General features: G+C 34.5%; 12 protein-coding genes. 4 read left to right on the top strand and 8 right to left on the bottom strand.

The features are described from left to right. Positions 1-2 precede the first annotated feature (2 nt). From A2530_RS00760 to purD, 3 genes are read right to left on the bottom strand one after another with little or no spacing between them, the layout of a single operon-like run. Positions 3-2177 carry an LPS-assembly protein LptD gene (locus A2530_RS00760; RefSeq protein WP_294883964.1) on the bottom strand — a complete coding sequence of 725 codons (2175 nt, stop codon included), beginning with the start codon at positions 2175-2177 and terminating at the stop codon, positions 3-5. After that, entirely contained in the window at positions 2170-2619 is a 450-nt protein-coding gene (locus tag A2530_RS00755; RefSeq protein ID WP_294883963.1) for an RDD family protein, read from the bottom strand. The genes A2530_RS00760 and A2530_RS00755 overlap by 8 nt, the downstream gene beginning before the upstream one ends. Positions 2620-2630: 11 nt before the next feature. Beyond that, positions 2631-3896 carry a phosphoribosylamine--glycine ligase gene (gene purD, locus A2530_RS00750; RefSeq protein ID WP_294883961.1) on the bottom strand — a complete coding sequence of 422 codons (1266 nt, stop codon included), beginning with the start codon at positions 3894-3896 and terminating at the stop codon, positions 2631-2633. Positions 3897-4081: 185 nt separating this feature from the next. Between purD and A2530_RS00745 the strand changes: the two genes are divergently transcribed. Beyond that, the gene (locus A2530_RS00745; protein WP_294883959.1) at positions 4082-5722 is read left to right on the top strand and encodes a hypothetical protein; all 1641 of its coding nucleotides are present in this window, start codon (positions 4082-4084) and stop codon (positions 5720-5722) included. A gap of 252 nt (positions 5723-5974) precedes the next feature. On the opposite strand, the gene A2530_RS00740 is transcribed toward A2530_RS00745, so the two are convergent. The 5 genes from A2530_RS00740 to A2530_RS00720 form a co-directional block, all read right to left on the bottom strand. Continuing rightward, entirely contained in the window at positions 5975-6610 is a 636-nt protein-coding gene (locus A2530_RS00740; protein ID WP_294883957.1) for a uroporphyrinogen-III synthase, read from the bottom strand. 10 nt (positions 6611-6620) lie between these two features. Continuing rightward, entirely contained in the window at positions 6621-8171 is a 1551-nt protein-coding gene (guaA, locus tag A2530_RS00735; RefSeq protein WP_294883955.1) for a glutamine-hydrolyzing GMP synthase, read from the bottom strand. Positions 8172-8266: 95 nt separating this feature from the next. Next, entirely contained in the window at positions 8267-9649 is a 1383-nt protein-coding gene (gene nhaD, locus A2530_RS00730; protein WP_294883953.1) for a sodium:proton antiporter NhaD, read from the bottom strand. Further along, on the bottom strand, positions 9642-11093 hold the full coding sequence (gene nadB, locus A2530_RS00725; RefSeq protein ID WP_294883952.1) for an L-aspartate oxidase: 1452 nt from the start codon (positions 11091-11093) through the stop codon (positions 9642-9644). The genes nhaD and nadB overlap by 8 nt, the downstream gene beginning before the upstream one ends. Continuing rightward, entirely contained in the window at positions 11090-11281 is a 192-nt protein-coding gene (locus A2530_RS00720) for a hypothetical protein (RefSeq protein ID WP_294883951.1), read from the bottom strand. The genes nadB and A2530_RS00720 overlap by 4 nt, the downstream gene beginning before the upstream one ends. 81 nt (positions 11282-11362) lie before the next feature. On the opposite strand from A2530_RS00720, the gene A2530_RS00715 reads away from it, so the two are divergent. Genes A2530_RS00715 through A2530_RS00705 form a run of 3 tightly spaced genes read left to right on the top strand, consistent with a single transcriptional unit; the run spans position 11363 to position 13944 of the window. Then, positions 11363-11692 (top strand): hypothetical protein, encoded by a 330-nt coding sequence (locus tag A2530_RS00715; protein ID WP_294883950.1) that lies wholly within the window; start codon positions 11363-11365, stop codon positions 11690-11692. Next, positions 11689-13491 (top strand): excinuclease ABC subunit UvrC, encoded by a 1803-nt coding sequence (gene uvrC / locus A2530_RS00710; protein ID WP_294883948.1) that lies wholly within the window; start codon positions 11689-11691, stop codon positions 13489-13491. Before A2530_RS00715 ends, uvrC begins: the two co-directional genes overlap by 4 nt. A 60-nt stretch (positions 13492-13551) precedes the next feature. Beyond that, positions 13552-13944 carry a PAS domain-containing protein gene (locus A2530_RS00705; protein WP_294883947.1) on the top strand — a complete coding sequence of 131 codons (393 nt, stop codon included), beginning with the start codon at positions 13552-13554 and terminating at the stop codon, positions 13942-13944. The last annotated feature ends 11 nt before the right edge of the window (positions 13945-13955 follow it).

Below are 13955 nucleotides of genomic sequence, written 5' to 3'. Positions count from 1 at the left end.
TTTTAATTTATCTCGTTTCTATCAGGAAGCCTATACACAAATCCTGACAATCCGCCATCTTGTTTCATTATCGGCTTAAGTCTTATAGTAACGTAAATATATCTGTCATATATTGAATCAGACACACCGTTTTTGTTAAGTACAGGTCTATTGTTTTCAAGATAAGTAAGACCAAAATCCCAACATCTTTTCTGATATAAAAATCCAATCTCTAAACTCTTTTTTTCATTTCTCTCTAAATCATAATCTTGTCTAAACCTATAAGAGTAACGTTTATTGTATTTATAATTAATAGTTGATGTCACATAACTAGTTATCGGTGAAGTTTTAACCGTATAAGGCAAAAAGCTATTTTTGTACATGTGAGAGAGACTAATGTCAAAACTACTGTTTGTATATAATATTTTATTAAAATTTTTAGAAAAAGCATTCTCATCATAGTTATAGAACATATTGTTATAAAAATTCAAGCTATCGTTAATCTGATAATCTAGTTCATTTTCGAGTTCGCCTACTTCAGAACCTGCATCTTCATAAGAGAAGTTTTGGGACAGTTTATGATAGACTATCTGTTTTCCGGATATATCATACAAATATTGTGAAAAATAGAGTTGCATATTCTCTTCTATATCTGCAATATTGTAAAACTCACAAATAGGCTCTGTTTTATTTGCTTTTATAGAACAGTAATCTCTTTTTTCATCATAATAGCCATCCTCAAGTTCAGAACCGGCAAACTGATATCGTCCTCCAAAATCAATTACATGTGTTATATCATCATAAGCACGGGTAAGTTGTGAAGAGAGAGTTAAGGAGTGGTAATTTCTGGCAAAAAAACCGTTATTGTATTCATCTGCCGTTACAATATTTTCCTTTGCGTTAAATGCCGTATGCTGTGCATAAATATATGATTTATATGAAACATTCATAAACTCATCAAAAAGTGACGTCTGAAGCGTAAGTGGAATATTTATATCTGTTTGGATAGCATTTTTACCTACATCTCTGTAATAGTTGTTACTCTTTACATCTATATTGTATAAAAAGTAGTTATCTAAAAAAGAGTCGAGATATCTGTGATAGTGAATAGAAGGAAGATTTTGAAGAGTATTTTCATTGCTATCAAGAGTCAAATCTTTATAGTACTTAAAATAAGCGCCTATATAGTCATTGTCTGTATTGTAAAAGGTATTGACTCTCGATAGTAACTGTGTTGCCGTTACATTTTTTGTTGTATCATTTGTAGATAGATTTATATAATCAACATCATTCATGTTAACTATATCCATATATAAGCCGGATTGTCCCTCAAAACTTGTATCAAACCACTGATTCGCAAAATCACTATTTTCATATAAAAAATTAAACCCGTAATGCTTTTTATTTGCCAAACTGCTATCAAGAAAATAGCTCTCTTTTTCCTTAAAATAGCCCGCCGTTAAAGAGCCTTTTGAGATGCTGCTATCAACAAATCTAAAAGTAGAATAAACACCGGCACCGCGATTTGCTCTTATTTGAGGCTTAATCTCCAAATCCCACCAATTCTGCTCGGCTATAAAGATAGGCTGTTCATAATAAAACCCCTCTTTATTTGAAAGTCCTACCATCGGCGGTAAAAGTCCGCTTCTTCTCGCAGTATCAAGCGAATAGCCGAAATATGGGGTATAAAAGACTAAAATATCATATATATAAAGTCTTGCGTTGTAGAGGTTTAGCCACATAGTCTCTGAATTATAATCCGATGACGTAAACTCCATCTTCCAAAGCGGGTTGTTCGGGTCACATCCGCTTACAATACCTGACTCTACATGTAAATCATTATCTTTTGAATACCCTTCACCGCCGCTTAACCAAACATTTGAGTTTTTTTCCAACATGTAAAACGGTTTAAAAACTCTCTCTTTTTGAGCTATATTTAATTTAGCATACTCTCCGAGAAGTTTAACACTTTCTCCCTGAGTAGCACGAATATCATCAAATAGTTCTAACTCTCCACTGTTTCTATTGTAAATAGCTCTTTTAGCACTCAGATGATAGTCTCGATAAGTAACAACAACTTCACCATCTGCTTTTACAATATTATCTTTTGTCTCTATTGTCGTTGCATATACACCGACTTTATCATCGGCAATAATTGAGGAGAATGCTATAATGAATAGTAAAAGTAACTTAAGCATTTACTACCAGAGTTTTTGCACTTTTGTCATGCCATGTCTGCCTTGATGGATCCATCACTCCCCATACAAATCCAAGATAAAAGAGCATCTCGCTTATAATCCTTACGGCTGAACGATTCATTGCAGATATAACATTTGGAGTCTGAAGGCTTTTTATCTCTATAACTCTTATCTTCATTACAATTTTACCGAGTGTTGCTCCATACTGCATAACAAAAAAAGCTTGATAAAAAAACTTCACTGCCATATACTCTAAAACAAACGTATTTGTAAGAATTATCATCTCTTCAACTGTTTTAGATTCAAAGAATGAGTCTCCAAGCGCAAGAATCAGCAATAAAGAGAGTAGCATCTCATCTATAAAAAAAGCCATTCCTCTACTTTTAATTGTTGCTAACGTAATCTCTTCACGATGAAGTCTGTCTTGAATCTCTTCGTTCACTTTATCTCTTCTTATAAAGCTTGATATGCTATATCTGTTCTAAGTTTCTTACCTGCAAAATGAACTTGTCCGCATCTAAGATATGCTCTATCTCTCGCCTCTCTAATGCTATTACCGATACCGACACAAACCAAAACTCTGCCGCCGTCTGCATAAAGAGTATCATCAATCATACTAACACCCGCATAAGAGATATGCGTATATTTCTCTATCTCTTCATGATATACATTGTCTATTATTATTTCTGCCGGAGTTGAATTCTTGTACGGATAATCAGCACTAGCCATAACTACGCCTACTGCATACTGGTTTGAAAATTCTACTTTAATCTCGTCTAGTCTGTTTGTAGCAGCTTTATAAAACATATCACTTACGCTTGAGGTCATTAGAGGCATAAGTATCTCACACTCGGGATCACCGAAACGAACATTAAATTCTAATGTTATAGGTTCACCGTTTACAACCATAATGCCTATAAAAAGGACACCTTCAAATGGAGCATTTTCTGCCTTCATCCCATCTAGCGTAGGACGGATTATCCTATCTCTGACTTTTTGATAAAGCTCTTCATTAACCAAAGGCGTCGGTGCATAAGCACCCATTCCGCCTGTATTTGGTCCTTTATCGTTGTCTTGTAGTCTTTTGTGATCTTGTGCAGCAGGAAGCAAGATATAGTTATCTCCGTCACAAACTGCAAACATAGAAAGTTCATAACCATCTAAGAACTCTTCGACAATAACTTTTTTTCCTGCATCTCCAAAACTTTTTCCGCTTAACATCTCAGAGATTGCGACTTTAGCTTCATTATGTGTTAAAGCAATTATCACACCTTTGCCGCCGCATAAACCATCCGCTTTTACAACTATCGGCGTGATAAGTTTATCTGCAAATTTAAAAGCATCTTCAATCGATGATGTTTCAATATATCGTGCAGTAGGGATATTATATTTTGCCAAAAAGTTTTTCATATAAACTTTTGAACCTTCAAGCTGAGCGGCTTCTTTGCTTGGTCCAAAAATAGTTAGCCCTTGTGATTTAAAAATATCTACGACACCTTCAACTAAAGGAGCCTCGGGACCGACTATCGTAAGCTCTATATTATTTGATTTTGCGTATTGCGCCAACTCATAATAATCTTTAATATTTAGGTTTGTTCCCAAAGAGTTTGTTGCTCCGTTTCCAGGCATAAAAAAGAGTTCATGCGACTCTTTCTCATTTAAAATTGCACGGGCAATCGAATACTCTCTTCCGCCGCTACCTAAAATTAAAATCTTCATCAATACTCCATAAATAAACTAAAAAGACATCTGCTTAAAACATCAGAATGACTTAAGCAGATATCTTTGCAAACACTCAAATTTGGCTAATTATAGCACATACTCTATTAAATTCAATATCTTTTTCATGTCTATTTTTTATTTAACTATGTACGTTTTATTAATATATTTGATATAATCCAAACATGATGAATTTTGGCAAGATTCTTTTCTTTAATGAAAATGAGGGAAAAGGAATAATTATTACTTCTCAAAAAGAGAAAATCGATTTTATTGTTAATGAATGGAATGATTTTGATATTATGCCTTCGCTTGGTTTAGAGGTTGTCTTTAATTTAAAAGACAAAAAAGCTTTAAATATCCTCTCAAAAGAGAGCAGCAAACTTCAAAAGAATGAACCCTCTATTGTACATGTACAGCAAGAGATAAAACCCGAAGAGATTATAAAAGAGACGCTAAAAGAGATTGTTTCAATCAGTGAGTTAACACAAGAACTTGCTTCAGAAATAGAAACAGAAATAGAAACAGAAATAGACACAGAGGTTGAAACAGAGGTTGAAGAAGAACTTGAGTACGATGATGATGAAGAACTTGAGTACGATGATGAATCAAGACCGGAAAGTATAACAATATCCATAAATATAGCAACCGCTATCTCAAACTATTTTACTAAAATAAAAGAGCATTTAGAGCATAGAAGCGTATATAAAAAAGTCCCCGGAAGCCTTGACTATGTTTTGATTAAACGTTTTTTGTTTACAACTTTTAACAATTTATCTGATATAGATTTGCATATAATTACCCCGAAAATAAAAATGCTATACGAAGATTTGAAAGTTATGAGCAGTTTTTATGATGACTTCATTGAAAAAACAAAATATCCAAATATTGCATACCAAGAAGTTTTTTTATCATGTCAAGCCGAATATGTCAAAATAAAAGTAGGAGCCGAACATACTATAGAAAAATTAAACCAGCTGCGAACTAGCGAGGAGCAGTTAGACGGAATTTTAAAAGTAAGAAAAGAGGATCTTGCAAGTAATATTCAAAGTGATGAATTTACGGCACTTCAGTATGAGTTGAAATCTCTTAGCGGAGCTTATGTTGATATGGTGCATCTAATGGCTGAACTTGATGAGCGTTATAAATATGACCTCAAACTATTAAGCACTTTTGAAGAGGAGTATAAAGCAGAATTTAGTGAGATTTTTCGCACGGAAGCACTTTTTTATAAAAAAGATTTACTAAAAGTATTGAATGCTCAAGCATATCTGCTTGATTCACAACTTTGGCAAGAGGCAAAAAAATCAAAAGCCGTAAAAGCGCATTTTAAAGACTCTTCAGTAAGCGGCGAATTAAATACAAAAACTTATCTTAAATACTATCTTGACTCATTGGACTCTGACAAAGCAACCGATGAGACTAAAAAACTTTTTGCGCTTTATGACTATCTTATCTCAGTACAAAAAGATTATATATTGATTGTTGTAAACTCTGCTTTGGATGCTATGGAGTATGAATCTTATATTAAAAATTTAAAATTGACCCTTGATATAAAATCGTTTGTAGATGAAAAAAGTGCAATAAAATGGGCAATTAATAACAGCGTAAAAGTATTAATAGTAGAAGACCGCCTACAAAATGTAACCGTAGAAAAATTTTTACATGTATATAAAAAACATGTCTCGATTACTCCTAAAATTGTCCTATTGGGAGAAAAACCAAAAGCAAACTCTTTTTCAATCAGTTGCCTCTTGTCAAGAAATGCATCATCAAAAGTTGTTGCAGAGAATATCAAAACTCTTCTTACTTCTAAAAATAATTAAATAGCCCGGATAGCCGTTTCGCATTTGGCTTGGTTCTAAAAGCCGTATTTGGGCGAAGAGAGATTTTATAACGGCGACATTATCTCGACAGAGCTAACATATCTCAAACGATAACACCAACACACAAAAACACTACTAGTTCGCTACTTGAAAATGTAGAACCCTCATTAGTGCGATATATCGAACTATCCAGACTATTAATATTATTATACAAAATATTTCTTGATTTTATTTTATTTTGATAAAAACTTGCTATATATTTAGAGCCGACTCTATGCAACTCTCTATAGAAGTATGCTCACTAAGTATATATTTTACACCTTCTGGCAAGAACTTTGCAGTTGTTTTACCTATTACTATCACATTTGCTTTCGGATTTATAGAGTTATTCTTTAAAAAGCACTCTATCGATGAGGGAGACGTAAAAATCAAAGTAGAGTCATCTTCTACTCTTACATCCAATATCTCTTTTGAGCACTCACTGACATAAATAATCTTCTCCTCTATATTATATCCTTCATCATTGCACTTTTGAACAAAATCAGAAGCTATAACTTCCGCTCTTAAATAGAGCCATTTTGTATCTTTGGAGAACTCTTTTATATTTTTTACGAGATTGTCCCCATAACCGTCACCTATCGTCAATACTTTACCGCCGAATTCACTATACGTATCTGCCGTTTTAGGAGAGACACATAGTGCAGGAATGTCTATAAAATCCTCTCTTTTATACTGTTCTAAAGATTTTACGGTCTGTTTAGAGGTAACTATGAGATAATCATATTTTGAAAAATCGATATCAGGTTTCAAATACCTGACATCTAAAGATTTAACATTGATTGCATATTTGCTTTTAGAAGTAGCAAAGAGATAGATTTTTTTTAACATGTATAGATATTTATTCCCACTCGATTGTCGCTGGCGGTTTTGAGCTGATATCATAAACAACACGGTTTATCCCGTCAACTTCGTTTATAATTCTTCTACTTATTCTCTCTAACAAATCATGCGGAAGATGTGCGAATGTTGCCGTCATACCGTCAACCGCTTCAACAACTCTTACACAGACTGTATTATCATAAGTACGATTATCCCCCATAACTCCTACCGACTTTACGTTTAGTAAAACAACAAATGCTTGCCAAGTTTTTGCATAGTATCCGCTTGCTTTTAACTCATCAAGCAAAATCACATCTGCTTCTCTAAGAAGTGTTAAATCAACCTCATTTACATCGCCCATGATACGAATTGCAAGTCCAGGTCCAGGAAACGGATGACGGTTTATCATAGACTCAGGAAGCCCTAATTCTAAACCGATTTTACGCACTTCATCTTTAAAAAGTTCACGAAGAGGCTCTATTAATTCAAAATCCATCCAATCAGGCAATCCGCCTACGTTATGATGGGACTTAATAACTTCAGAGGGACCGTTTACGGAGATAGATTCTATAACATCAGGATAAAGTGTACCTTGAGCTAAAAACTTAATACCGTCATGTTTTTTAGCCTCTTTTTCAAACTCTTCTATAAAAGTATGTCCGATTATTTGGCGTTTTTTCTCAGGATCGCTAATACCTGCTAGTTTAGTTAAAAAATTTTCTCTTGCGTCAACAACTACAAGAGGCACCTTGAGATTAATTTTAAAAACTTCTTCAACCTGTTCTCTCTCGCCTTTACGCAAAAGACCGTTATCCACAAAAACAGGAACTAGCTGATCTCCGATTGCTTCATAAAGCATAGCAGCAACTACTGAGCTGTCAACTCCTCCGCTTAAACCACAAAGAACTTTTCCGTTTCCGACTCTTTGGCGAATACTTTTAATCTGCTCTTTTAGGAAATGCTCCATTTTCCACTTTTCAGTCACTCCACAAATATTTCTTGCAAAGTTACGAAGCATCAAGTAACCCTCTTCAGAGTGCTGTACTTCAGGATGATACTGCATTGCATATACACGTTTTTCTTCATTTGCAATAGCCGCATAAGGAGAGTTAGCAGAAGTAGCGATAGGAGTAAAACCATCAGGAAGTACATCTACTTTATCGCTATGACTCATCCATACTATTCTTCCATCGTCACAATCTTTTAGTAAAGGAGAGCAGTTTGATTCTGAGCCTTTAATATTTAGCTCTGCTTTTCCATACTCGTGATGAGAAGAGCGAATTACGCTTCCTCCAAAATCAACTGCTATCCTCTGCATTCCGTAACAGATACCAAGAACAGGTACGCCCATGCTATAGACACCCTGATCGACTTCATAAGCGTCTTTATTGTAAACAGACGACGGTCCGCCGCTAAGAATAACACCTTGTGGGTTTTTTGCTTTAATTTCTTCTACACTTACATGATAAGGAAGAATTTCACAATAAATTTTATCTTCACGCAAACGGCGAGCTATAAGTTGTGTATATTGAGAGCCAAAGTCTAAAACAATGATGCTAACATTTGTCATTTAAATGCCTTTAATAAGAGTGTTTGAGGTGCCAAAAAACGGCTTTAAAGAGGGGTGTACCCTTTTCACATAGTGAAAGGATACAATAATTAAGATTAATGTTTAATATATAGACCTAATACTTCAAATTGAAGATACCAGATAACAACAGATGCTACATATCCGATAAAAATTGTCCATGCATACTTCATATGAGAGCCAAAAGTGTAAATACCAGGTAATTTACCCATTACGCCAACCCCTGCAGCAGAACCAAAAGAGATTAACGAACCGCCGACTCCGGCAGTTAATGTAACCAACATCCACTGATCAAGTCCCATAGTAGGGTTAGCTTTTAGAATCGCCGACATAACAGGAACATTATCTACGATTGCAGATAGGAAGCCGACACCGATATTTGACCATGTAGGCCCAAGAACCGACGGGTCATAAACTACGGCAGCAAGAGCAAGCCAACCAACAAAATAAAGAGCACCGACCGCAGCCAAAATACCGAAGAAGAAAAGAAGAGTGTTGTTCTCAATTTTGCTCATGGACTCAAAAATATTTAATTTTGAGTTATATTTTCTTTTTAAACTGTATTGATAAATTTTCAACATTGCCAGACCGAACATCATACCCCACATTGCAGGAAGATGAAGAAGCTGATGAGAAAGAACTGCTGAAGCGATAGTAGCTACGCCAAGAAATACTACATTATTAGCACCATGCATTAATTCAGGAACTTTTTCTTTTGAGACGTCAAAATCCGGCTGTGTTTGCGGTACAAATCTACTAAGCAGATATGCTGTTACCAAATATCCTCCTATTGCTGCGGGAAACAAGAACAAGAAGTCAGAAAAAGCACCTTTACCAGACGTCCAAGCCATTAGTGTAGTTATATCTCCAAATGGACTCCATGCACCGCCTGCATTTGCGGCAACTACTATGTTGATTGCGCCCGGAACCAAAAATGATATTTTTTCACGCTCAATTGTAATAAGCACGGTTGAGAGAATAAGAGCCGTTGTTAAGTTGTCTGCTATCGGGGAGATAAAGAATGCTAAAAAACCGGTAAGCCAAAAAAGTTTTCTATAGCTATATCCTTTTGAGATAAGACTATATTTTAACTTCTCAAATACATTCATGTGAATTAGAGTTTCGATGTAAGTCATAGCAACAAACAAGAAGAAGAAAATTTCTGCTATTTCAAGGATTAGATGCTGTGCTTGAGTATGAACAAGATTCATATCAAGATGATTTAACATGTAGTAAATTGCGATAAGTATAAACATAAACGTACCGGCAAAAAGTGCAGGTTTAGCTTTGTCTATATGATACTTCTCTTCCATTGCAACAAAATAATAAGCAACTACAAATATTACTAAAGAGAGTATCCCTACCCACGTGAATGTTAAATCCGGAATAACACTACTTGAAGCATCTGAACTGGCAAATGCAAAACTAAAACCGAGCATAATAATTAAAAGCTTAATCATTACTATCCTTTTTGATAAAATGTACCCCGACCGACTCATCTCTTGCTAACGCCGCAAGAACAATCTCTTTTGCTGTGAGTAAACGAAATTTGAGAAGTTTACCAATTTTTTCATTTAAAAGAGCATTAATTTGATTTAACGCACTATTTAAACCGCTTTTTGTCCTAACAATGGAGACATTTTCCCACATAAGACGGCGAAGAAGATTTTTTTTCTCCTTATCCTCTTTTAAACTCATTATCTCATCACTTACTTCAAACTTGATATCTTCTTTTACATGTATATTTTTAAACATATGTTCTACTGCTCTCTTGCCAAAAACAAGCCCTTCAAGAAGTGAATTTGAAGCGAGCCTGTTTGCTCCGTGAACTTTTGTAGAAGCAACCTCTCCGATGGCATAAAGAGATTTTACACCTGCTACGGCACCGTTTATATCTGTTTTTATTCCTCCTATTGCATAATGAAACGCCGGAGATATCGGAACTCTCTGTTTTGGCACGTCAAAACCCAAAAGCTGAAGGTTTTTATATATGTTTGGAAATCTTTTTGTAAAGTAAACATGATCGAAATTTTTAAATGAAAGATATGTCTGCATACCTGTTTTTTTATTGTAATCGTATATTGCTTTGCTTACAATATCTCTTGAAGCAAGTTCTCCTCTCTCATCATAATCAAATAAAAATCGTCTCCCTTTCTCATCCTCAATAGTAGCACCTTCACCTCTTAGTGCTTCGGTTAAAAGAAGTTTTTGTGCGGAGTTATTATCAACATAAACCGTCGGATGAAACTGCATCATCTCCATATCATCAAGTTTTATGCCTTTTAATACGCAAAGTCCTTGCATATCTGCGCTAATACACGGTGCGTTTGTGTGGTATTCATAAAGTGAACCTACTCCTCCGCTTGCAATAATTACATTATCGGCATATATATTTCTGCTCTCTCTATGGTCTAGCACTGTTACGCCGTAACATTCATTGTCTTTTATAAGCAAATCTACTACTCTGGCATCGGTTAACATCGGATGAGGATTTTGCTCTAGCAAAAAGTAGTGCATATATCTGCCTGTCGCATCTCCTCCTGCATGTAGTATTCGTTCTTTTGAGTGTGCCGCTTCTTTTGTATAAAGCAAATTTCCGTCTTTGTCTTTGTCAAACTCAAATCCTCTTGCAATTAAATCATCGATAATCGCTTTTGAGTTTTCGCTTAACACTTTTACCGCTTCTTCATCACAAAGCCCTGCCCCTGCATCAAGAGTATCTTTTACATGTAGAGGAATATCCTCTTTATCTATTGCTAAAGCTATTCCGCCTTGTGCATAAAAACTATTACATTTAAAAGTCTCTCTTTTATTTATTATAAGAACTTTTTTGCTTTTAGGTATATGCATAGCTGCATAAAGACCCGACACTCCTGCGCCGACAATTATTACGTCATATTTCATTTATGCTCATTACTGCTTTGATTATTATCACTAGCCGGTTTTTTAATAATAAATTTTATATTTTTATCACTCTGCACTTCTTGTTCATAGTATGGACTCGCTTTATATCCGCATCCACTTAAGCTTAATAAAAACATTGCTATAATTATCGAATGAAAAATGCCGCTCAAATTATAAATTCTATTCAAAATAGACCTCAATTCTCTAAATTATCTTATTATAAGTGCATCAAAATAGTACAATCTATGTTCACTGCACCCGTACAAAAAATGATTAACTTTGCATACATAAAAAACAAGACTCTATTCTTCGTATTTAATCATCCCGTAGGAAAACAAGAGTTTGATAATAATATACATAGCATTAAAAGTGCTTTAAAGTTTTATATGCCCCTAGAGTGCAAAGAGAATGATGAGAAGTTATTTGATGATATACGGGCTTTTGTAACACATACTCCAAAAAAAGAGATACCTGATTTTATAGAGACAAAGCAGATTTATACGGAGCGCTCAAGCGGAAATTTTGAGATAAATGTCCAAGACGAGAAGTTAAACTCTCTTATAAAATCTATTCAAGATATCATAAAGAGCCGCAAATGAGACTTGAAGAGAGCATAAAACAGCTTCCCGACTCTGCAGGGGTCTATCAATATTTTGATGAAAACGGCAACCTTCTGTATATAGGCAAAGCAAAAAGTTTGTCCAAAAGAGTAAAAAGCTACTTTAATTTTACACCATCTTTAAAACCGAATTCCAATCTATCCGTAAGAATTACAAAGATGATTTCTCAAACCTTCTCTATGAACTATATAGTCGTAAATTCAGAGCATGATGCGCTTATTTTAGAGAACTCTCTTATAAAACAACTTACTCCTAAATACAATATTCTTCTTAGAGATGATAAAACCTACCCATATATTTACATAGATTATTCGCAAGAGTATCCGAGATTTGAGATAACGCGAAAAACGGTAAAGTCGGCTAATATCAAATATTACGGTCCATACTCCGTAGGTGCAAGAGATATTTTAGACTCTGTTTATGATTTATGTCGTCTTGTTCAAAAAAAAGGTTCTTTAAAATCAAAAAAGTTGTGTCTTTACTATCAAATAGGCAGATGTTTGGGACCGTGTGAATTAAAAATCTCACATGTAGAGTATAAAAAAGAGCTTGATTTAGCGATAGAACTGATACAGAATAAAAAAACACTATTAAAAAAATTAGAAGAAAAAATGCGTTTTTATGCCGATAATCTCCGCTTTGAAGAGGCAAAAGAGATTAGAGACAGATGTGAGAGAATAAGCCGTTCGGAAATTAAAAGCGAGATAGATTTTGCAAGCGATGAAAATTACGATATTTTTGCACTAAAAGATGCAGGTAACAAAGCAGTCGTTGTTAGAATTTTTATGCGTGATGGCAAAATAATTTCGTCTTCTTACGACTATATACAGCTAAATGAAGGCTATGATGAAGATGAACTCTACCAAAGAGTTATCATGGAGTTCTACGGCAATGAAAAACCGCCTATTATTGCACCGATTTTAGTAGCATGTAAATTTGAGAGCAAAAATATAATAGAAGAGTATCTAACAACTCTATTTGAAAAAAAGGCACAAATAAAAGTGCCTAAGATAGGAAATAAAAAGCAACTCGTAGATTTAGCTCTATTAAATGCCCAAGAACTTTTAAAAAAAGATAATAAACAAAAAAACAATGATATAGCAGAGGAGATAAAAGAGCTATTCTCTTTACAAAGAGTCCCAAATCGAGTGGAAGTTTTTGACAACTCTCACATGTCAGGGATGGCAACTGTTGGGGCAATGGCAGTTTATGAAGATGAAAAATTTGATAAAAAGAGTTATAGAATATATCATCTTGATGCCAAAGATGAATACTCGCAAATGAGAGAAACACTTACAAGAAGAGTAAAAAGTTTTTCAAAAAATCCGCCGCCCGACTTATGGGTTATTGACGGCGGCAGCACGCTTTTAAACCTAGCACTTGAAATTTTAGAATCGGATGGAGTTTTTTTAGATGTTATTGCTATATCAAAAGAGAAGATAGATAAAAAATCACACCGAGCGAAAGGTAAAGCCAACGATATCATACATACCAAAGAGAATACCTTCAAGCTTATAGAGAGCGATAAAAAGCTTCAGTGGGTGCAAAAACTAAGAGACGAAGCTCACAGATGCGCTATAAACTTCCATAAAAAAACAAAATTGAAAATAGACAATGAGAGTAAACTTCTAACGCTAAAAGGGATATCTCAAGCAAAAATAGTAAAGCTTATAAAACATTTCGGTACTTTTGACATGTTAAAAATATTAAGCGTAGAAGAGATAGCTGCTGTTTTAAGTTTAAAAGATGCGATAATAATAAAAGATATTTATAAATAAGTTTTTTTTTAAACTATTAATGATATATTGGTGCCAGATAATATCGTACCGAGGGTTTTTATGAGTTTAGTCGTTGCCGTGGATGAAGAGTATATTTTTGAAGGAAAAATCGCTATCAGCCAAACTAATTTGGAAGGTAATATAACTTTTGTCAATAGAAAATTTTGTGAGATATCAGGTTATAACGTTGATGAACTCATAGGCAACAGTCATGGTATAGTAGAGCATCCTGGTAACAAAAATTTAAGTTTTGAAAAAATTTACGAGAGCGTAAAAAGTAATAAAGTATGGAGCGGTACACTTAAAAATCTTCGTAAAGACGGTCGTTATTACTGGATAGATATGGAGATAATTCCTATTATTGACGAAGAGGGTCAAATTACGGGATATATTTCTGTAAGCAAACCTTCTCATAGAAAAAATATCAACGATTATGAAAAATCAAATCAATAGACCGATATCAA

Source organism: Sulfurimonas sp. RIFOXYD2_FULL_34_21, from assembly GCF_001830805.1.
GTDB lineage: Bacteria > Campylobacterota > Campylobacteria > Campylobacterales > Sulfurimonadaceae > Sulfurimonas.
This window is presented reverse-complemented; position numbering and strand designations above follow the sequence as displayed.

Excerpts from the sequence above, each read along its gene's own strand:
- A2530_RS00740 (WP_294883957.1), bottom strand. The coding sequence starts at position 6,610 with ATGTTAAAAAAAATCTATCTCTTTGCTACTTCTAAAAGCAAATATGCA.
- A2530_RS00715 (WP_294883950.1), top strand. The coding sequence starts at position 11,363 with ATGATTAACTTTGCATACATAAAAAACAAGACTCTATTCTTCGTATTT.
- uvrC (WP_294883948.1), top strand. The coding sequence starts at position 11,689 with ATGAGACTTGAAGAGAGCATAAAACAGCTTCCCGACTCTGCAGGGGTC.
- A2530_RS00745 (WP_294883959.1), top strand. The coding sequence starts at position 4,082 with ATGATGAATTTTGGCAAGATTCTTTTCTTTAATGAAAATGAGGGAAAA.
- nadB (WP_294883952.1), bottom strand. The coding sequence starts at position 11,093 with ATGAAATATGACGTAATAATTGTCGGCGCAGGAGTGTCGGGTCTTTAT.
- A2530_RS00760 (WP_294883964.1), bottom strand. The coding sequence starts at position 2,177 with ATGCTTAAGTTACTTTTACTATTCATTATAGCATTCTCCTCAATTATT.
- A2530_RS00705 (WP_294883947.1), top strand. The coding sequence starts at position 13,552 with ATGAGTTTAGTCGTTGCCGTGGATGAAGAGTATATTTTTGAAGGAAAA.
- guaA (WP_294883955.1), bottom strand. The coding sequence starts at position 8,171 with ATGACAAATGTTAGCATCATTGTTTTAGACTTTGGCTCTCAATATACA.
- nhaD (WP_294883953.1), bottom strand. The coding sequence starts at position 9,649 with ATGATTAAGCTTTTAATTATTATGCTCGGTTTTAGTTTTGCATTTGCC.
- purD (WP_294883961.1), bottom strand. The coding sequence starts at position 3,896 with ATGAAGATTTTAATTTTAGGTAGCGGCGGAAGAGAGTATTCGATTGCC.